A 21,549-nucleotide genomic window follows, 5' to 3' on the forward strand; every position below is an offset into this window, starting at 1 on the left:
CGGGTTCGCGGGGCGGCGGGCCGAGCCGCCGCCGATGGCCGAGCTTAGCGACCGCATGAGCCGTGCGTCACGTCCGCGGGCTCAGGCTCGCCGGGCGTGGGCGGCCAGGACGGCGTCGGCCAGGCGCGGCATCACCTCGCGGTGGGCGTCGCAGAAGTCGTGGGAGGTGCCGACCACGAGGGCGAGATCGGCCGCATGGTCCACCCAGAACGCGGTGCCCCGCATCCCGAAGTGCCCGACGGTCTCCTCGCTGTTGGCGGTCCCCGTCCAGTGCGGCGACTTGGCCCCGCGCACCTCGAACCCCAGCCCGAAGGGGTTCGGGCTCTGCTTGCCGAAGCCCGGCATGATGCCCACCAGCTCCGGGAACGACGGGGTGGTCGCGGCGGTGAACCACTCCGGCTCCAGCAGCGTCGGGCGCAGCACCTCCGCGGCGAAGCGCGCCAGGTCGCTCAGGGGGCCGCGGGCGCCGACGGAGGCCGAGCCGCCCCATTCCAGGCGGCTCATCCCCAGCGGGCGCGCGACCTTCTCCCCCACCCAGTCCCCGAAGTCACAGCCCGTGGCTCGCTCGATGTGGCGGGCGGCCTCGTCGATGCCGAAGTTGGAGTAGTGGCGACGTTGCCCGGGCGCCTGCAGCGTCCCGTCGGACTCGTAGAAGTACCCGGAGGCGTGGGCCAGCAGGTGGCGCAGCGTCGCGCCGGGCGGGCCCACCTCGTCGTCGAGGCCGACGTACCCCTCCTGCAGCGCGATCGCGCTCGCGTACCCGGTGAGGGTCTTGGTCACCGAGCGCCAGCGGCGCGGCAGGTCGAGGTCGCCGCGCTGCTCACGCACCCCGTCGGGCCCGAGCACGATCGCGGCGGCCTCGAAGCCGAAGTCCTCCAGCAGATCGAGGGCGCTCATCGCGCGGAGTCGCCGAAGCGGGCGAGGATCTCGTCGCTGAGGCCGGGCCAGATCTCCACGTGCCGGGAGCCGAAGGGCTCGGCGCCGAGGAAGGCGGCGGCCAGGGAGCGCGTCGGGTCGACCCACAGGAAGGAGCCGGACTGGCCGAAGTGCCCGAAGGTCTCGGGGGCGGCGGCGGTGCCGGTCCAGTGCGGATCCTTGCCGTCCCGGATCTCGAACCCCAGGCCCCAGTCGTTGGGCTTCTGGCGCCCGTAGCCGGGCAGGATGCCGGCCAGCCCCGGGAACTGGACGGCGCTCGCCTCGCGCCACAGCTCCCGCGAGATCAGGGTGGGCTCGAGCAGCTCCCGGCCGACGGCCAGCAGGTCCCGGATGCTGCCGCGGTATCCGGCCGCCGGGGAGCCGGTGACCTCGACGTCGCGCAGTGAGAGCCCCTGGACGACGGTCTGCTCCATCCAGTCCTCGTACTCGTACCCGGTGGACTGCTCGACGTGGGCGGCGAGGACCTCGAAGCCGGTGTTGGAGTAGATGCGGCGGGTGCCGGGCGCGGCGACGGTCGACTCCCCGTCGAAGGCGTAGCCGGCGGTGTGCGCCAGCAGGTGGCGGACGGTGGCGCCCTCGGGTCCCGCGGGCTCGTCGAGGTCCACGAGCCCGCGCTCGACGGCGACCAGCACGCCGAGCGCGGCGAGCGGCTTGGAGACGCTGGCCAGATCCCACACCCGCTCGACATCGCCCTGGGTGTGCACGGTGGCGCCGGCGTCGGTGACGCCGAGGGCGTGCTCGAAATCGGCGTCGACCGGGATCTCGGGCCGGCGGGCCTGGCCGGACCGGTCAGGCCGGCGGGGCTGGTCGGGCGGGGGCTGGCTCGCGGTCTCCACGCCTCAAATATGGCACGGGGGCCCGTCCGCCGCGGGCCCGACGGACCGGCCCGCGCTGCTGACCCACTGGAAACCAGGTGCCGACCTGCGGCGTCACAGAACCCTCACAAGAATCTCGGAGACCAGTCGACTTTTCCCCTTGTTTGCACTTCCTTGACCCGTGCAGGATGAAGCCCACATCTCGTACAGGTGCCCAGAAAATCAGTCCGTCAGGGGAGAACAGAGGGGAAGAGATCATGTCGATCATCACCAGAAGCAGTGCACGAGCAAGCGGCCCGGCCGCGCCCGGCCGTTCCAGGACACCGACCCGCCGCACCCTGCTGCTCGGGGTGGGCACGCTGGGCGCCGGGCTCGCCGTGGGCGCCGGCCCCGCCGCCGCGGCCCCGACGCTGCGCAAGGGGGACCGCAGCTCGGACGTGACGGCCCTGCAGGAGGACCTGACTTCGCTGAACTACTGGTGCGGCGAGGCCGACGGCAGCTTCGGGCACATCACCGAGCAGGCCGTGTTCGCCCTGCAGAAGGCGGGAGGCCTGGCCACGGACGGCGTCGTCGGCCCGGACACGTACGGCGCGATCGCGGACGGCGTCCAGCCGAGCCGGGAGCAGACCGAGGGGTACAGCTTCGAGGTCGATCTCAGCACGCAGCTGATCACCGCCACCTGGGACAGCGACCTGCGGTACATCCTGAACACCTCCACCGGCAGCGGCGAGGAGTACTACTCCGACGGGCGCTGGAAGACGGCGACCACGCCGGAGGGCGACTTTGAGATGTACTCCTTCTACCCCGACGGCTGGCAGTCCGGCTCGCTGGGGGACCTGTACCGCCCCGGGTACTACGACCGCGGCTGGGCCATCCACGGATCCACGTCGATCCCGACCTACCCGGCCTCCCACGGCTGCTGCCGCATCTCCACCGCCGCCACCGACATGCTGTGGTCGCGCGGCTGGATGGTCGAGGGCCGTCGCGTCCACGTCCACGCCTGACCTGCCCGCCGGGAGTCCTTTACGGTTCCTGCACGAATCCCTTGCTGCCCCACCGCTCCGTCGGCGGGTCGATGACCTGGCCACGCGCTACGATCGGGAGGGCGAACAGCCCCGTCGGCCGGCGGGGTGCAGGGACAGCGACAGCGAAGGACCACCGTGGGGATCTTGGATCGGATCGAGCGCGGCCTCGACCGCGGCGTGACGAGCGTGTTCTCGCCGGGGCGCGGGCAGCTGAAACCCCTCGACCTCGCGCAGGGGCTCAAGCGCGAGTGCGACGACCAGATCCAGGTGCTCGACCGCACCCGGACCCTGGCGCCGAACGTGTACACGATCTATCTCCATTCCCAGGACTTCGACCGCTTCGCCTCCTGGCAGGACACCCTGATCGACGAGCTGCAGCGACTGCTCATGGAGCACGCCGAGAAGCAGCGCTACATGTTCGCCGGCGGCGTCGTGGTGGGCCTGGAGCGCGACGACGAGGTCCGCCCCGGCCGTTTCGAGACCGAGTCCCGCACCGAGCGCGGCAGCGTGGCCCCCGCCACCGGCGCCGCCCGCTCCGGGGCAGGATCCAGCCCCATCGTCGAGATCGACGGCCAGCAGTACCTGCTGACGGGGCCGGTGACGGTGATCGGCCGCGGCGGCGACGCGGACATCATCCTCGAGGACACCGGGGTCTCCCGCCATCACCTGGAGCTGCGCACCGACGGCGAGGGCGCGCTGGTGGCGACCGACCTCGGCTCGACCAACGGCACCTTCGTCGACGGCGAGCGGATCCGCACGCCGGTCACCCTGCAGGACCGTTCGCTGATCAAGATCGGCCGCACCCGCCTGACCGTGCTGCTCCCGGCCGCCGGCCCGGTCAGCTGGTGACCGGGTGACGATCACATGAGCGAACTGACCCTCGTCGCCCTCCGCCTGGGCTTCGTCCTGGCGCTGTGGGTGTTCGTGATCATCGCGGTGCTGGTGCTGCGCAACGACCTGTTCGGGACCACGGTCGTGACCCGCTCCAGCCGCGATCCGCGCCGTGAGCAGCGCCCTGCCTCCACCGCTCCCGGCGGGAACTCCTCGCGGTCCGACGCCGACCCGTCCGCGCTGCGCACCGACCCGGAGGTCACGGCCACCGCGATGGTCGTCACCGCCGGTCCCCTGCGCGGGACCTCGCTCACGCTGGGTTCCACCCCGATCCTGATCGGACGTGCCCCCGAGTGCACCCTCGTGCTCGATGACGACTACGCCTCGAACCGCCACGCCCGCGTCTTCCAGCGCGAGGGCGAGTGGATGGTGGAGGATCTGGGCTCCACCAACGGCACCCTGGTCTCCGGCCGGCGCATCGAAGGATCCGTACCGTTCAGGCCCGGTGCTCAGGTGCGGATCGGCCGCACCGAGATCGAGCTGAGACGAGGTCCGCGATGAGCATCGCCCTGCGGTACGCCGCCCGCTCCGACGTCGGCCTCGTGCGGTCCAACAACCAGGACTCCGGCTACGCGGGCAGTCACCTGCTGGTGGTCGCCGACGGCATGGGCGGCCACGCCGGCGGCGACGTCGCCTCCTCCGTCGCCATCGGGCGGCTGGCCGGGCTCGACTCGGACACGCCCGCCTCGGACATCGTCGCGACCCTCGAGGAGTCCGTGCTCGATGCCAACCAGGAGATCCTGCGCCGGGCGCGCGACGAGCCGCAGCTGCGGGGCCTGGGCACCACCATCACCGCCCTGCTGCGCGCCGAGGGCAAGTTCGCCCTCGCCCATATCGGCGACTCCCGCGCCTACCTGCTGCGCGAGGAGGAGACCACCCAGGTCACCAAGGACCACACCTTCGTCCAGCGCCTGCTGGACGAGGGCCGGCTGACCGAGGAGGAGGCCGAGCGCCATCCTCAGCGCTCGGTGCTGATGCGCGTGCTCGGCGACGTCGACGCCGACCCCGAGCTGGATCTGTCGCTGCGCCCGGCCCATCCGGGCGACCGCTGGATGCTGTGCTCGGACGGCCTGTCGGGCCTGGTCTCGCTGGACACGATCGACGCCACCCTCAAGGAGTTCGCCGATCCCGGCGAGTGCGCCGACGAGCTGGTCCAGCTGGCCCTGAAGGGCGGCGGCCCCGACAACATCACCTGCATCGTCGCCGACGTCATCGATCTCGACGAGCTGCCCCGCGGTGAGGAGGCCCCGTCCTCCGCCCCGCAGATCGTGGGCTCGGCGGCGCGCAACCGCAATCAGCCCACCGCCGCCTCCGGCCCCGCCGCGAAGGCGGCCGCACTGACCCGCGAGGAGCCGGAGGTCCCCTACGAGGACGAGGACTTCTCCGAGGACGAGCCGCCGCGGCGCAGCCCCTGGCCCGCGCTGGTGGCGATGGTGCTGCTGGTCGCGCTGCTGGGCGGTGTGCTGTGGGCGGGGTACGCCTGGTCCCAGCGGCAGTACTACGTGGGCACCGACGGCACCGACGTGGTCCTCTACCAGGGCCTGTCCCAGGATCTCGGCCCGATCTCGATGTCCGACCCGGTGGAGGTCACCGACGTGGCCCTGGACGATCTTCCCGAGGCGACCCGTCAGCAGGTCGAGAACACGATCTCGGCGAGCGACCGGGACTCGGCCGAGGCGATCATCGACCGCCTCGAGCAGGTCGCCGCCGCGAACCGGCCGCCTCCCAGCTCTCCCGCCCCCTCCGACGGTGGAGGCCCCTCCGACGGCGGAGGGATCGGCGGGAGCACCGGCGGCGGCGCGAGCCCCGGCCCGGGTGAGGAGACCTAGTGGCCACCATCGTGTCCTACACCGCTCGCCCGCGCCGGCTGACCCAGGCCGCGCTGCTGGCGTTCGCGGTCGTGATCGGCCTGGGCGCCTACGCCCTGGTGGGTCTGGGGCGCTACGAGGAGCTGCCGGCGAACCTGCCGCAGTACGCCATCGGCGCCGTGGTGCTCGCCGGGGCGCTGCAGATCGCGGTCATGTGGCGCGCACCGTACGCGGACCCGGTGATCCTGCCCGTGGTGGTGCTGCTGAACCTGCTGGGCATCGCGGTGATCGAGAGCGTCCACGCCGCCCATGAGATCTACTCGGTGCGCTCTTCCGGCAGCGCCGACCGGCAGATGCTGTGGGCCGCGATCGGGGTGATGCTGTGCGTGGGCGTGCTCGTGCTCCTGCGCGATCACCGCCACCTGCGCCGCTACTCATGGATCTCCGCGGTCACCGGTGCCGTGCTGCTGCTGCTGCCCCTGCTGCCGGTGATCGGCTCCGCGCGCTACGGCTCCCAGATCTGGATCTCGATCGGCAGCTACAGCTTCCAGCCTGCCGAGCTGGCCAAGATCGCCTTCGCGATCTTCTTCGCCGGCTACCTGGTCTCCCGCCGCGACACCCTCGCCCTGGCCGGGCCCAAGGTGCTCGGCATCCACCTGCCCCGCTGGTCCGACTTCGGCCCGATCCTGGTGGCCTGGGGTTTCGCGATGGCGGTGCTCGTGTTCCAGACCGACCTGGGCACCTCGCTGATGTTCTTCGGCCTGTTCGTGGTGATGCTGTACGTGGCCACGGACCGTCTGAGCTGGCTGGTGATCGGGGCCGTGCTGTTCCTGCCGCCGGCCATCTTCGCGGCCACCCAGATGGGCCACGTCAAGACGCGCATCACCTGCTGGCTGGACCCGCTCTCCAGCGCGAACTTCAGCACCTGCGAGCAGATCGGTCAGGGCCTGTTCGGGCTCGCCAACGGCGGGATCACCGGCGCCGGCCTGGGTGAGGGACGGCCCGACGTGGTGCCCTTCGCCGAGTCCGACTTCATCTTCGCCTCCTTCGCGGAGGAGCTGGGGCTGGTCGGCGCCTTCGCCCTGCTGCTGCTGTACCTGCTGCTGGTCCAGCGCGCCGTGCGCGCCGCCGTCGGCATCTCCGACGGGTTCGGGACCCTGCTGGCCGGCGGTCTCGGCTTCGTCCTCGCCCTGCAGGTGTTCGTCGTCGTCGGCGGCCTCACCCGGGTGATCCCCCTGACCGGCCTCACGCTGCCGTTCCTGGCCGCCGGCGGCAGCTCGCTGGTGTGCAACTGGATCGTCGCGGGCATCCTGGTGCGGCTCTCGGACGCCGCCCGCCGGCCCGCCGCCCGCAACGTGCCCGGGGCGAACGGCACCGGCGGCGAGACCGCACGGCCGGTCCCGCACGGCACCGGCGGGGAGGTGATGGCGTGAACAGGCCCCTGCGCCATGTGTGGCTGGTGATCAGCGTGCTGTTCGTGCTGCTGTTCACCTCCACCACCTATTTCCAGGTCGTCGCCCAGGACCGGCTGAACGCCCACGGCGAGAACGACCGCACCCGCTACAACGAGTACGGCCGCCACCGCGGCCCGATCGTGGTCGACGGCGAGGTGATCGCGAGCTCACAGGAGTCCGGGGACACCTACGGGTACCTGCGCGGCTACGACCCCGGAGCCATGTACGCCCCGGTCACGGGCTACTACTCGGTGGTCTACGGCTTCTCCGGCATCGAGCGGGCCCTGAACGACACGCTGTCCGGTGAGGCCGATGCGCTGTTCTACCACCGCATCTCCGACATCCTCTCGGGCAAGCAGGGCCGGGGGGCGACGGTCGAGCTGACGCTGGACTCCGGCGCCCAGGAGGCCGCGTGGGAGGCGCTGGACGGCCGCCGCGGCTCCGTGGTCGCGCTGGACCCGGAGACCGGGGCGATCCTGGCCATGGTCTCCTCCCCCAGCTACGACCCCAACCGACTGGCCTCCCACAACATCGGGGCGGTCCAGGACGCCTGGACGGAGCTGAACGAGGATCCCCAGCGCCCGCTGACCAACCGCGCCATCGGCGGGGACCTCTACCCGCCCGGCTCGGCGTTCAAGCTCGTCGTCGCCGCGGCCGCCCTCGAATCCGGCACGGCCACCGCGGACTCGGTGATCCCGGGGCCGGGGACGTACCAGCTGCCGAACTCGTCGTCGGTGATGAACAACCATGCCGGCGGCGGCACCGAGCCCTGCGGGCCCGGTGAAGAGTCCACCCTGGCCGACGCCCTGCGCCAGTCCTGCAACACCTCCTTCGCGCTGCTCGGGCAGAAGGTCGGCGAGGACCAGCTGCGAAGCACCGCCGAGGAGTTCGGCTTCGGTCAGCGCCTGGAGATCCCGCTGTCGGTCACGCCGTCCTCGATCGGCACCGATCTCGATCCCGCCCAGCTCGCCACCACGTCGATCGGGCAGTTCGAGACCCGGGTGACGCCGCTGCAGATGGCCATGGTCGCCGGCACCTTCGCCAACGACGGGGTGGTGATGCAGCCGCAGCTGGTCCAGGCCGTGCGCACCAGCGACCTCTCCACGGTGGCCGAGCTGACCCCGGACGAGCTCGGCCAGCCGGTCAGCGCCGCCAACGCCGCCCAGATGCGCCAGATGATGGTCGGCGTCGTCGAGGACGGGACCGGGACGGCCGCGGCCGTCGACGGCGTGGAGGTCGGCGGCAAGACCGGCACCGCGCAGTGGGGCCAGGACCGCGCGGCCCACTCCTGGTTCGTGGGCTACGGGCAGACCGACGAGCAGAAGGTGGCGCTCTCGGTCGTGGTCGAGGAGGGCGGATACGGGTCGCAGACGGCGGCACCGATCGCCCAGGACGTGATGGAGGCGGTGATCGATCCATGAGGACCGAACCAGGACTCGTGCTCGAAGGGCGCTACGAGCTGACCTCGCTCATCGCCACCGGCGGCATGGGACAGGTCTGGAAGGGCCAGGACCAGGAGCTCGATCGCAAGGTGGCCGTCAAGGTGCTGCGCGAGGAGTACGCCGGGGACGAGGGCTTCCTCAAGCGCTTCCGCGCCGAGGCCCGCCACACCGCCGCCCTCTCGCACGACGCGATCGCCGCCCTGTACGACTACGGCGAGCTGGACGGGCGCGCCTACATCGTCATGGAGCTCTGCCCCGGCCGGCCGCTGTCGGACATCATCGAGGAGAACCCCGGCGGGCTGCCCGAGAAGCGGGTCATCTCGATCCTCATCGAGCTCGCCCGCGCGCTGGATGCCGCCCACTCCAAAGGGGTCGTCCACCGCGACGTGAAGCCGGAGAACGTGCTGGTCGACGAGGACAACGGCTGGTCGATGAAGATCACCGACTTCGGGATCGCCCGCAGCAAGGACCAGGCCCGGCTGACCAAGACCGGCCTGGTGATGGGCACCGCCCAGTACCTCTCCCCCGAGCAGGCGATGGGCAAGCAGGCCACCTCCCTCTCGGACATCTACGCCCTGGGGATCGTGGCCTACGAGATGCTCGCCGGCCACCGGCCCTTCACCGGCTCCAGCCAGGTCGAGATCGCCATGGCCCAGGTCAAGCAGCAGCCCCCGGAGCTGCCCGAGTCGATCAACGAGGACCTGCGGCGCCTGGTGATGATGACGCTGGCCAAGGCCCCGGCCAACCGCCCCCGTTCGGCGGCGGCGGTGGCCCGGATCCTGGAGGCCATCCAGCGCGGCGTGGAGCCGCGCTTCACCACCGGCGCGATCCCGGTCACCCGGGTCGAGGACCACGACTGGACCGGTGAGAACGCCGTGCGCGGCGAGGGCGGCACCGGGGAGCGTCCGCGCACCGGGCCGGGCGCCTCGCCGACGGGGACCCGGACCGCCGCGATGCCGCTGCCGCTGTCGGGCCGGGGCCGAGGGGTCCGGCACCGCTCCGGCGCGTCGGCGACCTCGGCGCGCTCTGCTGCGTCGGCCGGTTCCGCTGCGTCGGCTGTCTCTGCCGGGTCCGCGCGCTCCGCGGCGTCCCCGTCACCGGCGCCGCGCACCTCGTCGCGGGAGCGGACCGCAGACCGGTCGTCCCGGGACGGGACGCCGGGCGGGGTGGACACCGCCGCCTCGGCCCGGACCGTGCGGGGCACCTCGACGGGCCGACGGATCGGGCCACTGTCCCTGCCCGGGCTGATCCTGGTGATCCTCGTGGTGGTGGTCATCGCGGTCGCGGTCGCCGGAGGAATGGGATGGTTGCCCCTGGGCGCGACGGGGCTCGGCCCCGTCGACCAGTTCGACCGGTTCGACCAGGTCGGGCCCGGGGAGACGGTGTCAGCACGTACGATGAACGGATCGGTCGGTGTCGGCCACGGCACGAGGACAGGTGTGGAGTGAGCGAAGAGAACGTGGTCCTGGGAGGCCGCTACGTGCTGGGGCGCATCCTCGGGACAGGCGGCATGGCCGAGGTGTTCCTGGCGGAGGACACCCGCCTGCACCGCACGGTCGCCGTCAAGGTGCTGCGCTCCGATCTGGCCCGGGATTCCAATTTTCAGGAGAGGTTCCGCCGTGAGGCGCACAGCGCCGCCTCGCTGAACCATCCCTCGATCGTCGCCGTGTACGACACCGGCGAGGAGCACCAGAGCACGGTCACCGGCGCCGACGTCACCATCCCCTACATCGTGATGGAGTACGTCCACGGCACCACGCTGCGCGAGCACGTCGACCCCCCGATGGACGCCCATCAGGCCGGGGAGGTCATGGCCGCGCTGCTCAGCGCCCTGGAGTACTCGCACCGGGCCGGGATCGTCCACCGCGACATCAAGCCGGGCAACGTGATGATCACCGACTCGGGCGCGGTCAAGGTCATGGACTTCGGCATCGCCCGTGCGGTCGCCGACGCCACCAGCGCGATGACGGCCACCCAGGCCGTGATGGGCACCGCCCAGTACCTCTCGCCGGAGCAGGCCCGCGGCCAGCTGGTCGATGCCCGCTCGGACATCTACTCCGCCGCGTGCGTGATGTACGAGATGCTCACCGGGCGCCCGCCGTTCACCGGCGACACCCCGGTCTCCATCGCCTACCAGCACGTGCGCGAGGAGCCTCAGCCCCCGTCGGCCTACAACCCCGCGATCACGCCCGCGCTGGATGCCGTGATCCTCACGGGCCTGGCCAAGGACCGCGAGAAGCGCTACCCCAGCGCCGTCGCGTTCTCCCGCGACATCGCCGCCGCCGTCTCCGGCCGCACCCCGGCACTGGTCGCCGGGGCCGTCCCGGCAGGGTCCGACGCCGAGGCAACCACCGTGCTGGGCCCGGTCGGCGACGCCACCGAGGCCCTGCCGGCGATGAGCGCTGCCGGCGCGGCCGCCGGGGCGGGAGCGGCCACGACCACGCGGGCCGCGGACTGGAGCAGCGGCGCGCCCGCTGAGCCCACCGGTCTCACTCCCCACTCCCCCGCGGAGGTCGAGGAGGAGCCGAAGCGCAAGCGCCCCTGGTGGCTGATCATCCTGGTCCTGCTCGCCGTCCTCGCCCTGATCGCCGCCGCGCTGGTCTACTTCAATCCGTTCGGACCCTCCGAGCCGGAGACGGTGGCGGTGCCGGCCGTGGCCGGGGAGACCGAGGACGAGGCCCGCACGATCCTCGACGAGGCCGGGCTCGAGGCCGAGTTCAGCCAGGTCGCCTCCCAGGACGTGGAGGCCGGGACCGTCATCGAGACCGATCCGCCGGAGGGCGAGGAGGTCGAGGTCGGCTCCACCGTGGCGGTGACCGTCTCCGCCGGTCCGGAGGCGGTGGAGGTCCCCGACGTCACGGACATGAGCCGCGAGGAGGCCGAACAGGCCCTCGAGGACGCCGGGCTCGACTCCGAGGTCGCCGGCGAGGAGGATGCGGCGAAGGAGCGCGGCACCGTGCTGCGGTCCGATCCGCAGGGCGGCACCAGCACCGAGCGCGGCACCGTGGTGCAGCTGACCGTCGCCTCGGGCGACGTCGAGATCCCCAACGTCGAGGGCGTCGCCCTGGAGCAGGCCCAGGAGTCCCTGGAGGCGCGCGGCTTCGAGGTCGCCTCCTCCGAGCGGGAGGACGCCGAGGCGGACCCGGGCACGGTGCTCACCCAGACGCCCACCGCCGAGAGCGGGACCGCGCCGTACGGCTCCCGGGTCGACCTGGTGGTGGCCGCGGCGCCCGGCCCCGTGGCGGTTCCCAACGTCACCGGCCGCACGCTCGAGGAAGCCCAGCAGGTGCTCGGCGATGAGGGCTTCGGCACCGTCACGGAGCGGGAGAACTCCGACAGCGTGGAGGAGGGACGGGTGATCCGCACCGACCCCGAGGCCAACGAGGACGCCGAGCGCGGCTCGACCGTGACCATCGTGGTCTCCGACGGGCCGGAGGCCACGCCCTCGCCGACCCCCAGCGACTCACCGAGCCCGTCGCCCAGCGACACCCCGAGCGAGACGCCCAGCGAGACGCCGAGCGAGACGCCGAGTGAGGAGACCGGCGGCGGGAACGGCAACGGTGGCGGCAACGGCAACGGTGGCGGCAACGGCAATGGCGGCGGCGGAAACGGCGGCGGCAACGTCGACGAGGCCGTCGGAGGAGGAAACGGTGGCGACTGATACCTCTCCGGCTCGCGTGCTGGTCATCGACAACTACGACAGCTTCGTCTACACGATCGTCGGGTACCTCCAGCAGATGGGCGCCCGGACCGTCGTGGTGCGCAACGACGAGGTCCCCGCCGACGAGGCGGGCGCCGTCGACCTCACCGGATTCGACGGGGTGCTCATCTCCCCCGGTCCCGGCAACCCGACCACGGCCGGCCGCACCCTCGAGGTGATCGGCGCCTGCGCCGAGGGATCCGTGCCGATGCTCGGAGTCTGCCTGGGCCATCAGGCGCTGGGTCAGTACTTCGGGGCCACCGTCGGCCATGCCCCGCAGCTCATGCACGGGCGCACCAGCGACCTCACCCATGAGGGGCGCAGCGTCTTCGCCGGGGCCCCGTCGCCGATGACGGCGACCCGCTATCACTCGCTGACCGTCGTGCCCGAGACGATCCCCGAGGTCCTCGAGATCACCGCCCGCACCGCCGATGGCATGGTGATGGGCCTGGTCCACCGCGAGCTCCCGCTGCACGGCGTCCAGTTCCACCCCGAGTCGGTGCTCACCGAGAACGGGCACCTGATGCTGGCGCGGTTCCTCGAGCTGTGCGACGGCATCGACGCCGCCGAGCGCTCCGCGGGGCTGAAGCCCCTCATGACCGCCGGCTGAGCACGCGGCGGCACGGGTCAGACGGCCGGCGCACCGGTCTGGCCGGGGGCTCCGCGGGAGCCGACGAGTCCGTCGTTCAGCGGCACGTAGGGCGCGATCGCGGGGAAGACCCACCCGAACAGGGCCACCACGATCGCAGCCAGCAGCAGCACGGTGATCACGATGCGCGCCCAGCGGGGGCCGGGCAGGTGCCGGAACAGCCAGGCGTACATCAGCTCTCCTCCTCGCGCGCCACGGGGAGGGTGACGGCCGCCGCGGTCGCGTCCTCCTCGTCACTCCCGTCGGTCGCTCTCTCCGCTGCGCCGGCCCCGTCGGACGCCCCGCCCTGCGCGGCGAGGGCCTCCGGGATCCCGTCGGCACGGTCGGTCCAGTACGCGAACTCGGCGTGGACGATGTAGCGCTCGCGCGCCGAGTACATCGGGTGGCAGGCCGTCAGGGTCAGCATCCGCTCGGTGGGCTCGGCCTCGGGATCCGCCGGGTTCGGGGCGATCACCTCGACGTCCTGGGGCATCACGATCAGCGACTCGGTGACCTCGTAGACGTAGAACGCCTCGGCGGTCTCGACGACGATCGGATCGCCCGCCTCGAGCCGGGCGATGTCCTCGAACGGTCGACCGTAGGTGTTGCGGTGCCCGGCCACGGAGAAGTTCCCGACCTGGCCGGGCAGTGCGGTCTCGGGATAGTGGCCCACGCCCTTGACGTTGAGGACGTCCTCGAGGCTCACGCCCTCGGCCAGTGGGAAGCGGTCGCGATCGAAGGCGGGCACGTGCATGGTGCCCCACACCATGTTCTCGCCGGGGATCTCGGGCACCGGGGGCGGGCCCTCCTGGGCGGGGGCGATGCGCTCCTGGTCGACCTGACCCCACTCGGAGTCGAGGCCGGCGATGATGCCGGACTGCTCGCGATCGGCCATGACGTCGGTCCACCACAGCTGCCACACCAGGAACAGCAGCAGCAGCGCGCCCGCCGTCAGCAGCAGCTCCCCCAGGACACCTATCACGCCGCCGACGACGCCCGGCCCGCGCTGCTGCGGCCGCGCGCGGTGCCTGGAACGTCGGGCCATCATGCGGCCTGCGCGACGTCGAGCGTGAGGGACCCCGAGAAGGCGGGCAGGGTCTGCGAGTCCAGCGTCTCGATGCGCTCCCCCAGACCCACGTAGTCCACCCATTCACGGTACACCGAGACCCCCTGCGACTCGTCGAGCGCTGCGAGCATCTCCTCGGTGGGGCCGATGACGGTGATCACGAAGGGCGGGGAGTAGACGCGGCCTTCCAGCAGCAGCGTGTTGCCGGCGCAGCGGAAGGCACTGCCGTTGATCACACGCTGGTCCTGCAGCATCATCGCCTCCGCCCCGCCGGCCCACAGCGCGTTGATGTAGGACTCCATGTCCTGCTGGTGGACCACGAGATCATCGGGCTCGACGTCCGGGACGGAACCCAGCGCGCTGTTGGGCGCGTCGGTCAGGGTGATGCGCAGGGCGGGCCCGCTGACCTCGCTGAGCCCGACGGCGTCGGAGACCTCCGTGGTGCGCTCGTCGGCCGCGGCGTTCCCGCCCTCCTGCGTCAGCTCCTCGATCTCCGCGCGCTTGGCCTCCGCGTCCTCGGTGAGCTCCTCGATCGTCCGCCCGCGCTCCTGCAGCACCCCGGCGACGTCGCCGCTCTCGTCACGCAGCGAGCTTCCGCCGGCCAGCCGGCCGGTGGTGGCGAACAGGAGACCGCACAGGATCATCACGGCCACGACCCCGATCCGGCCCCGGACCCGACGCGACGACGGGGCCGCAGGCCCGGCGGGGCCGGGGGCGGGAGTGGGATGCTCGGCCGACTCGACGGGGTCGGCGCCGTCAGCGCGGTTCGCGGGATCTTCCGCCATGGTCACTCCTCGCTTCGCGCCCTCAGTCGACGACCATTACCCTAGGCCAAGGTCCGCGTCCGCGGGCCCGTGCGGCACCGCCGCGCGATCGGCCGCCTCGAGGGAGCACCGTTTCATGGCCAGGAGCAGGAAGAAGTCGTCCGCGCGCGCGACGTCGAAGGCGAAAGCTGGGGACACGCCCGTCGCGCCCGAGACGGACGACCTCGACGAGCTCGGCTCCGACGGCAGCGGGACGGATGCGGCCGAGGCCGACGGCACGGCCACGTCCGACGCGGCCGACGGCGACAGCGCTGCCGGCAGCGGCGCAGACCACGCCGGGACAGACGTAGACGCAGACGATGCCTCGGAAGCCACGAGCCCCGAGAGCGCCAGCGGCAAGGAGCCCGTGAAGCGCTCACGCGCCGCGGGGGCGAAGGACCCGGTGGCGACGAAGGGCAAGCGCTCCGGCGGCAAGAGCACGAGCGCGGGCAGCGAGGTCACCGAGAAGGCGAAGGACGCCACGCGCACTCCGTCGGCGAAGAAGGCCGCGGCGGCGGAGACCGCTCGCACCACGCGGCGCCGGGTCGCCGCGGAGGCGCCGAATCCCCCGTGGCTGGCGCCCGCCGCGGTGGTGTTCCTGATCCTGGGCCTGCTCTACCTGGTCACGTACTACCTCTCCAGCGGCCAGCTGCCGCTGCCGATCGGCGACTGGAACCTCGCGGCCGGCTTCGGTGTGATGCTCGTCGGCGGCGGCATGCTGATGTTCTGGAAATAGGCGCCGCCGGACAGAGCTCCGCCGGACAGAGCTCCGCCGGACACAGCTCCGCCGCACAGAGCACTGCCGGACCCGCGCGCGATGGGGAGTTCTCCCCACCGCGCGCTGGGTCGCGCCCGGGTAGTCTGACCTCGACCGACCACCTCCAGGGGCCGACAGGCAGCTGGGGCCCATGATCCGACGGGGGAACCATGAACACCATCTCGGCGCGGCGCCGGCTGATCGCCGTCTTCGTCCTGCCGTTCGTCCTGCTCCTCGCCGGATGCGGGCGTCTGCACGCCGACTACGAGATCCAGGACGTCGACACGATGAACGTGTCCGTCGACTTCGGGATCGAGTCGGAGCTCATCGAAGGCGAGTACGCCAGCGCCGAGGAGATGTGCAGCGACTCGCAGCAGGAGGGCGAAGCCACCTTCGGCCAGGCCGAGGTCACTCCGTACGAAGAGGACGGGTACTGGGGCTGCCGCGCGTCGGGCGTCCTGGAGCGCGCACAGTTCGCCGAGGGCATGGAGCTGACCGAGGAGGACGGCCAGTTCCACCTCACGATGGACCTGGGGACCGACGGGGAGTCCCTCAGCCAGGAGGATCTCGAGTTCGCCTACGGCGACCAGATCAACGAATTCGACTTCCGGGCCACCTTCGCCTTCCCGGGCAAGGTGCTCGAGTCCCGCGGCGGCACGATCGACGGCAACACCGTCACCTACACGGACGTCAGCGAGTTCTCCGAGGGCGTGGACATCACGGCAGAAGCCGGCGGGTTCCCCTGGTGGATCGTCATCGTCATCGCGCTCGTGCTGGGCTTCCTCCTGCTTCTCGTGCTCGCGGCCGTGGCGTTCTTCGTAATCCGGTCGCGACGCAAGAAGGGTGGCGGCTCCGGTGGTGCGAGCGTTCCGGCGGCCTTCGGCGGCCCGGGGTCCCAGGCGCCCGCAGCAGCTCCGCAGGGCGGCCAGGGCCAGCCGTGGGGCCAGGCCTCGCCGCCGCCCGCGCCTCCGCAGGGCGGCCAGGGTCAGCAGTGGGGCCAGCCGAACCAGGGCTATGGCTACCCGGGAAGCGATCCGCAGAACCCGCAGGGCGACAACCGGCCTCCGCAGCCGCCGCAGGCTCCGAGCTGGTGATCGCCCGGCCGACGGGCCGGTCGTGCACCGTGTGAGCAGGCTCATGGGCGCACGATTGGCGCCGATCTGGCCGGGGTACTAGACTCGACCAGGTCGGTTTCACCGGCAGGCGCCCGTAGCTTAACGGATAGAGCATCTGACTACGGATCAGAAGGTTGGGGGTTCGAATCCCTCCGGGCGCACTTCAGGAAAACGGCCCTGACCAGCGAGAATTCGCTGATCAGGGCCGTTTCGCGTCGGCGGGCGAGCTGGGCGGTCCCGGCGCGGCTCAGTAGCCGTGCGGGTCCTCCCCCTCGGCCACACCGGTGACGTGCTCGGCGTGCGAGAGCGACTCGGCCAGCAGCCGCCGCACATGGGTGTCCGACGCGCTGTAGAAGGCGAACGTCCCCTCCCTGCGGCTCTGGACCAGCCCGGCAAGGCGCAGCTTCGCCAGATGCTGGCTGATCGCAGCCGGGCTGGCACCCACCGCGTCGGCCAGAGCATTGACGCTGGACTCCTCGTGGAACAGGGCCCAGAGGATCTTCACCCGAGTGGGATCGGAGAGCATCCGGAAGGTGCCGACGGCGATCTGCGCATGCTCGTCGTCGGGAACGCGGCGCACGGGCTCGTCATGCATGGCCCTACCTTATGGGGTGGGAGCTCTGGTCCACGGCGCCTGCCGGGACACATCTTGCTATCTGCATGTATACGCAGATACATTCTCCAGATGGTGCAGAGTCGCGATCGCAAGGCCCGTCACGATCATGAGCACGCCCATGCTCACGGCCACGCTCACGACCACGGTGGGGCTCACAGTCACGGTGACGGCCACGAGGGCGGCTCCGGTGGGCTGCGGAGCCGCCTGCAGCACGCGCTCATTCCGCACAGCCACGACCACGGCGAGGCCATCCGCACCGCGGAGGAGGCCAGCTCCATCGGCATCCGCGCGGCGTGGATCTCGCTGGCCGGCATGGGCGCCACGGCGCTGCTGCAGATCGCCATCGTTGCGCTCAGCGGGTCCGTCGCACTGCTGGCGGACACCGTGCACAACCTCGGCCATCTCGCCACGACGATCCCGCTGATCCTCGCCTTCCGGCTGGGACGGCGCGCCCCGACCCGCCGCTACAGCTACGGGTTCCGGCGCGCAGAGGACCTGGTCGGCCTGCTGATCGGGGCCATGATCGCCCTCTCCGCCGTGCTCATCGTCGGGGAATCGGTCCGTGCCCTGACCTCGGCCCGCGATCTCACCCACCTCGGCTGGGTGCTGGCGGCCGCGCTGATCGGCGCGGCCGGCAACGAGGTGGTCGCGATCTACCGCATCCGCGCGGGCCGGCGGATCGGCTCCGCGGCGCTGATCGCCGAGGGCCAGCATGCCCGCACCGATGCCCTCACCTCGCTCGCCGTGGTGATCGGGGTGATGGGCGCCTGGTGCGGGCTGCCCTGGATCGATCCCCTGATCGGCCTGGTGATCGCCGCTGTCGTCGTCGCGGTGCTGATCGGCTCGATGCGCACGGTGCTGCAGCGACTGATGGACGGGATCGACCCGAGAACCCTGGAGACCGTGGAATCCGCGGCCGGTGAGGTCAGTGGAGTGATCGCGGTCGGCGAGGCGCGCGCCCGCTGGATCGGGCACCGCCTGGAGGCGGAGCTCGCCGTGACCGCGCGCCCGTCCCTCGGTCTGCAGGAGGCGGAGGCGCTCGCCGCGTCCGTCGAGGAGCAGCTGCGCCTCCGGCTCCCCCACCTCGAACGCGCACGGGTCCGGGTGCTTCCTGCCCGCCAGGGCACCGCCCACCCGGGCGCGGCCGACGGGAGCACGAGCACAGAGCACCAAACGCGCCGGAGCCCGGCCGCCACCACGTGACCGGCCGGGCTCCTGGATCGCGCGGGATGCCTCAGCGTGCGGCGGCGAGCACCTCGCGCACCGAACCCCAGGACTGCATCAGGTCCCGGGCCTCGGGGTGGGTCTCCGCGGCGATCGCGTCGGTGCGGGCCAGTTCGAGCAGGTCGTCGATCTCGACCCGCTCGCCCCGGTCGACGGAGGCGACGGCCGCCTCCACCATGGCGAAGCTCAGCAGGTTCTCGTGGACCTCGCACATCGGGGTGCGGCCCTCCTGCAGCGCGCTGACGAACTCGATCAGGGAGGCCGCGATCTGGTCCGGCTCCTCCCCCGTCTCCGAGTCGACCTCGGCCTGCAGGCGTGCGGTGGCCTCCTCGTCGTCGGTCCCCAGCACCGGCGCTCCCTTGCCGTCCCAGGTGGCCGAGCCGAGCTGTGCCCCGATCCGCCACTCGCTGTTCCAGTACGTCGGCAGGCCCCGGGCGTTCCAGGTGCCGTTGTAGACGAACAGGGAGCCGTCGGACATCTCGAACGTCGCCGTCACGGTGGCGTCGTGGGAGTACACGCTCCACTCCGGCTGCGCGCCCCGGGCGGTGACCGCGACCGGGTCCGCGTCCATGATGTAGCGGGCGGTGTCGAAGGCATGGATGCCCATGTCCCGCAGCAGCGGATGCAGCTGGGTGCGCCGATATCCCTCCATCTCCGTGAACAGGGAGAAGAAGGCGCTGGTCAGAACCGTCGGCCCGTGGGCGGCGACGAAGCTGCGCAGCTGCCGGACCTGGCGGAAGAACCGCCGGGACTGGGAGACCATGAACGGCACCCCGGTCAGCTCGGCGTGGGCGAGCAGGCTGAGGGCCTCCGGCAGTGTCTCGGTGACCGGCTTCTCCCCGAGGACGGGGATCCCGGCGTGCAGCGCCTTGACGGTCACGGGATGATGCGCGACCGGGACGGTCGGGTTCACGATCAGGTCCGCACCGACCTCCAGGGCCAGGTCGGTGCCGTCGGCCCCTGTGCTCACCGCCGACGGATCGGCGATGCCGGACTGCTCGATGACGCGCTGCGGGGCGCCCTCGACGAGATCCGCCACGCCGACCAGCTCGGCGACGGGGCTGGCGACGATCTCGCGGGCCCACCAGCTGCCCATGCCGCCTGCGCCGACCACGACCACGCGGGCGGGGCGGTCGGCCGGGAGCCGTGGGAAGCCGGTCAGCTCGGGGTCGAGGACGGGAGCCGCCGAGGTGTCCGTGCCGGGGACGCTGAGGACGTCAGATGACATGGGTGACCTCCTCGCCGCGGAACCAGTCGCGCGGCGCGTTGGCGATCTTCACCGGAGCCTGGTCGTGATGCTCGGGGCGGGCCCAGGTCACGGCGTTGGCCAGCACGCGCTGGATGTCGCGCTGGAAGTAGACGGGGTACTCCTGGTCGCCGGGGCTGAAGTAGAAGACCTTGCCCTTGCCGCGGCGGAACACGCAGCCCGAGCGGAACACCTCGCCCCCGGTGAAGGAGGAGACGAAGACCAGCTCATCGGGCGCGGGGATGTCGAACATCTCGCCGTAGGTCTCCTGCTCGGGCACCAGGATCGGGTGAGGGACGCCGCGGGCGATGGGGTGGGAGCCGCTCACGGTCCAGACCCGCTCCTCCTCGGCCTCGTTGCGCCACAGCAGGTTGCAGGTGGTGCCCATGAGCAGCTTGAAGGGCTTGGAGTAGTGCGCCGAGTGCAGCGGGATCAGACCCATGCCCTCGTGCACGCGGCGCGCCACCCGGGCGGCGACCTCGTCGGGGACGTCGCCGTGGGCCATGTGGCCCCACCAGGTGAGAACGTCGGTCTCGGCCAGGGCCTCCTCGGAGAGGGAGTCCTCGATGTCGTCGAGCAGGGCGATGCGCACCTCTGCCTCGACGCCGTCGGCCGCGAGGTGCTCGCGCAGGCCGTCGGCGATGACGGTGTGCATACCCTCCGGGTAGATCTCCTGAACCTTCGGATCGACCTTCTCGTGCCGGTTCTCGCCGAAGACGGCGATGCGCAGTGTCATGTCAGTCCCTTGTTGTCTGGCTGTGGCCGCACCCGTGCGGGCGGCCGATCCATCGTAGGCACGCGGCCCGGCGCCGACGCAGTCCTGTCCGCGACTCGCCGGAAGGGAAACCGCGCGCCGTCCCGGCGTCCATACGTGCAGACAACCGTGACCCGGATGTGACCTGTTACTCACCGGAAGCCGACTATGGTCGACGCAGGTTCCCTCAATGGCGAGGGAGCCTCTTCTTCGTTCGGCCCCGATCCGCCTCAGATCTCGCGCGTGCTCACCAGCCGGCCGTCGGCCTCGAGATGCTTCTCCAGCGCGGCGGCCGTCTCCCGGTGCGCGCGGGCCGCACGATCGCGGCCGACGGTGCCGCCGAGCGCGAGACCGGCCCCGGCGCCCCACCGGTAGCGGACGTCGGTGGTGTGGTCGCGCTCGCGGATCTCGATCTGGGCGGTGAGGAAGAACCTCCGGCCTGCCAGGGCGCCGAGCAGGATGGTCCGCCGGCGGCTGCCGCGCTCGTAGTCGACCCGGCCGGGTCCGCGTTCGCGCGGGCTCCAGCCGTGCTCACGGAAGAAACTCTCGACGCTCTCGCGCGTGTCGTCGTGGTCTCCGCGGACCACGTAGACGACCTGGTCCGAGGGGCCCGTCTCGGCTGGGTTCCTGCCCGACGGCGTCTTCATGGGGTCCCGGGGCGGAGCGCGCTACGGGCCCCGGACGCGTCCGCGAGCCGGGCCGGGCCGATGCGGCGCAGCTCGGCGTTGCCGAGGTGGGGGACGTCGCGGTGGTCGTGGGGGTCCTCGGCACTGCCGAGGGCGAGGGCGATCTGGAGGACGTCGCCGTGGGCGACCAGCACCACGGGGGCCTCGGCGGCCCACCGGTCCGCATCGCGCAGCACCGCATCGACCCGCTCGGAGACCGCGCGGACCGGCTCGACCTCGTGCTCGTGCTCCCCGCGGCCGCGATCCACGGCCCACACCAGGTCGTAGGAGCTGACCGGCCCCTCGTCATGCGTCCCGAAGCTGCGCTCACGCAGGCGCTGATCCAGCCGGGGCGCCGCCGCCCCGATCCCGGCGGCGAACTCCTCGGCGGTCTGGTGGGCCCGGGCGAAGTCGCTGGAGACGACGATCGTGGCGGGCCCGAGCCCGTGGGTGGCGGCATCGGCCGCGGCGCGGCGGGCCTGCTCCCGGCCGAGCTCGGTGAGCCCCACCTCGACCAGTGCCCTGGGGCCGGGCGCGGAGACGATCAGCCCCTCGACATTGGCCGTGGACTCGCCGTGCCGCAGCACCCAGATGTCGCTCATGG

22 protein-coding genes and 1 tRNA gene are annotated in these 21,549 nt (G+C 71.9%); 13 read left to right on the forward strand and 10 right to left on the reverse strand.

The window, feature by feature from the left end:
• Window positions 1-81: 81 nt before the first annotated feature.
• Window positions 82-897, reverse strand: a complete 816-nt coding sequence (locus tag ACFQRJ_RS07580; protein ID WP_377018374.1) for a serine hydrolase domain-containing protein — start codon at window positions 895-897, stop codon at window positions 82-84.
• On the reverse strand, window positions 894-1,697 hold the full coding sequence (locus tag ACFQRJ_RS07585; RefSeq protein ID WP_377018433.1) for a serine hydrolase domain-containing protein: 804 nt from the start codon (window positions 1,695-1,697) through the stop codon (window positions 894-896). The genes ACFQRJ_RS07580 and ACFQRJ_RS07585 overlap by 4 nt, the downstream gene beginning before the upstream one ends.
• Before the next feature lie 311 nt (window positions 1,698-2,008).
• On the opposite strand from ACFQRJ_RS07585, the gene ACFQRJ_RS07590 reads away from it, so the two are divergent.
• From ACFQRJ_RS07590 to ACFQRJ_RS07630, 9 genes are all read left to right on the forward strand, one after another.
• Window positions 2,009-2,755, forward strand: a complete 747-nt coding sequence (locus ACFQRJ_RS07590; protein WP_377018375.1) for a peptidoglycan-binding protein — start codon at window positions 2,009-2,011, stop codon at window positions 2,753-2,755.
• Window positions 2,756-2,911: 156 nt separating this feature from the next.
• Entirely contained in the window at window positions 2,912-3,625 is a 714-nt protein-coding gene (locus ACFQRJ_RS07595; RefSeq protein ID WP_377018376.1) for an FhaA domain-containing protein, read from the forward strand.
• 15 nt (window positions 3,626-3,640) lie between these two features.
• Window positions 3,641-4,168, forward strand: a complete 528-nt coding sequence (locus tag ACFQRJ_RS07600; RefSeq protein ID WP_377018377.1) for an FHA domain-containing protein — start codon at window positions 3,641-3,643, stop codon at window positions 4,166-4,168.
• Window positions 4,165-5,496, forward strand: a complete 1,332-nt coding sequence (locus tag ACFQRJ_RS07605) for a PP2C family protein-serine/threonine phosphatase (protein WP_377018378.1) — start codon at window positions 4,165-4,167, stop codon at window positions 5,494-5,496. Before ACFQRJ_RS07600 ends, ACFQRJ_RS07605 begins: the two co-directional genes overlap by 4 nt.
• Window positions 5,496-6,908, forward strand: a complete 1,413-nt coding sequence (locus ACFQRJ_RS07610) for an FtsW/RodA/SpoVE family cell cycle protein (RefSeq protein ID WP_377018379.1) — start codon at window positions 5,496-5,498, stop codon at window positions 6,906-6,908. Before ACFQRJ_RS07605 ends, ACFQRJ_RS07610 begins: the two co-directional genes overlap by 1 nt.
• A complete protein-coding gene (locus tag ACFQRJ_RS07615) occupies window positions 6,905-8,350 on the forward strand; it encodes a peptidoglycan D,D-transpeptidase FtsI family protein (protein WP_377018380.1) in 1,446 nt (481 codons plus the stop codon). The genes ACFQRJ_RS07610 and ACFQRJ_RS07615 overlap by 4 nt, the downstream gene beginning before the upstream one ends.
• On the forward strand, window positions 8,347-9,819 hold the full coding sequence (locus tag ACFQRJ_RS07620) for a serine/threonine-protein kinase (RefSeq protein WP_377018381.1): 1,473 nt from the start codon (window positions 8,347-8,349) through the stop codon (window positions 9,817-9,819). Before ACFQRJ_RS07615 ends, ACFQRJ_RS07620 begins: the two co-directional genes overlap by 4 nt.
• On the forward strand, window positions 9,816-12,032 hold the full coding sequence (pknB, locus tag ACFQRJ_RS07625; protein ID WP_377018382.1) for a Stk1 family PASTA domain-containing Ser/Thr kinase: 2,217 nt from the start codon (window positions 9,816-9,818) through the stop codon (window positions 12,030-12,032). The genes ACFQRJ_RS07620 and pknB overlap by 4 nt, the downstream gene beginning before the upstream one ends.
• Window positions 12,022-12,681, forward strand: a complete 660-nt coding sequence (locus ACFQRJ_RS07630) for an anthranilate synthase component II (RefSeq protein ID WP_377018383.1) — start codon at window positions 12,022-12,024, stop codon at window positions 12,679-12,681. The genes pknB and ACFQRJ_RS07630 overlap by 11 nt, the downstream gene beginning before the upstream one ends.
• Before the next feature lie 17 nt (window positions 12,682-12,698).
• Here the strand turns inward: ACFQRJ_RS07630 and ACFQRJ_RS07635 are convergent, their stop codons facing one another.
• From ACFQRJ_RS07635 to ACFQRJ_RS07645, 3 genes are read right to left on the reverse strand one after another with little or no spacing between them, the layout of a single operon-like run.
• A complete protein-coding gene (locus ACFQRJ_RS07635) occupies window positions 12,699-12,893 on the reverse strand; it encodes a hypothetical protein (RefSeq protein WP_377018384.1) in 195 nt (64 codons plus the stop codon).
• The gene (locus tag ACFQRJ_RS07640; protein WP_377018385.1) at window positions 12,893-13,744 is read right to left on the reverse strand and encodes a class E sortase; all 852 of its coding nucleotides are present in this window, start codon (window positions 13,742-13,744) and stop codon (window positions 12,893-12,895) included. Before ACFQRJ_RS07640 ends, ACFQRJ_RS07635 begins: the two co-directional genes overlap by 1 nt.
• Window positions 13,744-14,550, reverse strand: coding sequence for a DUF881 domain-containing protein (locus ACFQRJ_RS07645; protein WP_377018386.1), 807 nt, complete (start codon window positions 14,548-14,550; stop codon window positions 13,744-13,746). The genes ACFQRJ_RS07640 and ACFQRJ_RS07645 overlap by 1 nt, the downstream gene beginning before the upstream one ends.
• A gap of 115 nt (window positions 14,551-14,665) precedes the next feature.
• Here ACFQRJ_RS07645 and ACFQRJ_RS07650 point away from each other — a divergent pair, with 115 nt between their 5' ends.
• From ACFQRJ_RS07650 to ACFQRJ_RS07660, 3 genes are all read left to right on the forward strand, one after another.
• Window positions 14,666-15,304 (forward strand): cell division protein CrgA, encoded by a 639-nt coding sequence (locus ACFQRJ_RS07650; protein ID WP_377018387.1) that lies wholly within the window; start codon window positions 14,666-14,668, stop codon window positions 15,302-15,304.
• Window positions 15,305-15,495: 191 nt separating this feature from the next.
• Window positions 15,496-16,419, forward strand: coding sequence for an LppM family (lipo)protein (locus ACFQRJ_RS07655; RefSeq protein WP_377018388.1), 924 nt, complete (start codon window positions 15,496-15,498; stop codon window positions 16,417-16,419).
• A 109-nt stretch (window positions 16,420-16,528) separates the two neighbouring features.
• Window positions 16,529-16,601 (forward strand) — tRNA-Arg (locus ACFQRJ_RS07660).
• An 86-nt stretch (window positions 16,602-16,687) separates the two neighbouring features.
• Here the strand turns inward: ACFQRJ_RS07660 and ACFQRJ_RS07665 are convergent.
• Window positions 16,688-17,035, reverse strand: a complete 348-nt coding sequence (locus ACFQRJ_RS07665) for an ArsR/SmtB family transcription factor (RefSeq protein ID WP_377018389.1) — start codon at window positions 17,033-17,035, stop codon at window positions 16,688-16,690.
• A 90-nt stretch (window positions 17,036-17,125) separates the two neighbouring features.
• Here ACFQRJ_RS07665 and ACFQRJ_RS07670 point away from each other — a divergent pair, with 90 nt between their 5' ends.
• A complete protein-coding gene (locus tag ACFQRJ_RS07670; protein ID WP_377018390.1) occupies window positions 17,126-18,259 on the forward strand; it encodes a cation diffusion facilitator family transporter in 1,134 nt (377 codons plus the stop codon).
• A gap of 31 nt (window positions 18,260-18,290) precedes the next feature.
• Here the strand turns inward: ACFQRJ_RS07670 and ACFQRJ_RS07675 are convergent, their stop codons facing one another.
• The 4 genes from ACFQRJ_RS07675 to ACFQRJ_RS07690 all read right to left on the reverse strand — a co-directional run bounded on the left by ACFQRJ_RS07675 (window position 18,291) and on the right by ACFQRJ_RS07690 (window position 21,547).
• On the reverse strand, window positions 18,291-19,508 hold the full coding sequence (locus ACFQRJ_RS07675) for a Gfo/Idh/MocA family protein (RefSeq protein ID WP_377018391.1): 1,218 nt from the start codon (window positions 19,506-19,508) through the stop codon (window positions 18,291-18,293).
• Window positions 19,498-20,262 (reverse strand): ThuA domain-containing protein, encoded by a 765-nt coding sequence (locus tag ACFQRJ_RS07680; protein ID WP_377018392.1) that lies wholly within the window; start codon window positions 20,260-20,262, stop codon window positions 19,498-19,500. Before ACFQRJ_RS07680 ends, ACFQRJ_RS07675 begins: the two co-directional genes overlap by 11 nt.
• Before the next feature lie 248 nt (window positions 20,263-20,510).
• Window positions 20,511-20,927: a hypothetical protein gene (locus ACFQRJ_RS07685; RefSeq protein ID WP_377018393.1), complete on the reverse strand. Its 417-nt coding sequence runs from the start codon at window positions 20,925-20,927 to the stop codon at window positions 20,511-20,513.
• Window positions 20,924-21,547, reverse strand: coding sequence for a histidine phosphatase family protein (locus ACFQRJ_RS07690; RefSeq protein ID WP_377018394.1), 624 nt, complete (start codon window positions 21,545-21,547; stop codon window positions 20,924-20,926). The genes ACFQRJ_RS07685 and ACFQRJ_RS07690 overlap by 4 nt, the downstream gene beginning before the upstream one ends.
• Window positions 21,548-21,549 lie beyond the last annotated feature (2 nt).

It is taken from the genome of Brachybacterium sp. GCM10030252 (assembly GCF_042666535.1).
Lineage (GTDB): Bacteria > Actinomycetota > Actinomycetes > Actinomycetales > Dermabacteraceae > Brachybacterium.

Bases quoted from the DNA above. Each gene is read 5' to 3' on its own strand.
- ACFQRJ_RS07605 (WP_377018378.1), top strand. From the start codon at position 4,165: ATGAGCATCGCCCTGCGGTACGCCGCCCGCTCCGACGTCGGCCTCGTG.
- ACFQRJ_RS07690 (WP_377018394.1), bottom strand. From the start codon at position 21,547: ATGAGCGACATCTGGGTGCTGCGGCACGGCGAGTCCACGGCCAATGTC.
- ACFQRJ_RS07655 (WP_377018388.1), top strand. From the start codon at position 15,496: ATGAACACCATCTCGGCGCGGCGCCGGCTGATCGCCGTCTTCGTCCTG.
- ACFQRJ_RS07680 (WP_377018392.1), bottom strand. From the start codon at position 20,262: ATGACACTGCGCATCGCCGTCTTCGGCGAGAACCGGCACGAGAAGGTC.
- ACFQRJ_RS07640 (WP_377018385.1), bottom strand. From the start codon at position 13,744: ATGGCCCGACGTTCCAGGCACCGCGCGCGGCCGCAGCAGCGCGGGCCG.
- ACFQRJ_RS07645 (WP_377018386.1), bottom strand. From the start codon at position 14,550: ATGGCGGAAGATCCCGCGAACCGCGCTGACGGCGCCGACCCCGTCGAG.
- ACFQRJ_RS07650 (WP_377018387.1), top strand. From the start codon at position 14,666: ATGGCCAGGAGCAGGAAGAAGTCGTCCGCGCGCGCGACGTCGAAGGCG.
- ACFQRJ_RS07580 (WP_377018374.1), bottom strand. From the start codon at position 897: ATGAGCGCCCTCGATCTGCTGGAGGACTTCGGCTTCGAGGCCGCCGCG.
- ACFQRJ_RS07665 (WP_377018389.1), bottom strand. From the start codon at position 17,035: ATGCATGACGAGCCCGTGCGCCGCGTTCCCGACGACGAGCATGCGCAG.
- ACFQRJ_RS07600 (WP_377018377.1), top strand. From the start codon at position 3,641: ATGAGCGAACTGACCCTCGTCGCCCTCCGCCTGGGCTTCGTCCTGGCG.
- ACFQRJ_RS07685 (WP_377018393.1), bottom strand. From the start codon at position 20,927: ATGAAGACGCCGTCGGGCAGGAACCCAGCCGAGACGGGCCCCTCGGAC.
- ACFQRJ_RS07620 (WP_377018381.1), top strand. From the start codon at position 8,347: ATGAGGACCGAACCAGGACTCGTGCTCGAAGGGCGCTACGAGCTGACC.
- ACFQRJ_RS07670 (WP_377018390.1), top strand. From the start codon at position 17,126: ATGGTGCAGAGTCGCGATCGCAAGGCCCGTCACGATCATGAGCACGCC.
- ACFQRJ_RS07590 (WP_377018375.1), top strand. From the start codon at position 2,009: ATGTCGATCATCACCAGAAGCAGTGCACGAGCAAGCGGCCCGGCCGCG.
- ACFQRJ_RS07675 (WP_377018391.1), bottom strand. From the start codon at position 19,508: ATGTCATCTGACGTCCTCAGCGTCCCCGGCACGGACACCTCGGCGGCT.
- ACFQRJ_RS07635 (WP_377018384.1), bottom strand. From the start codon at position 12,893: ATGTACGCCTGGCTGTTCCGGCACCTGCCCGGCCCCCGCTGGGCGCGC.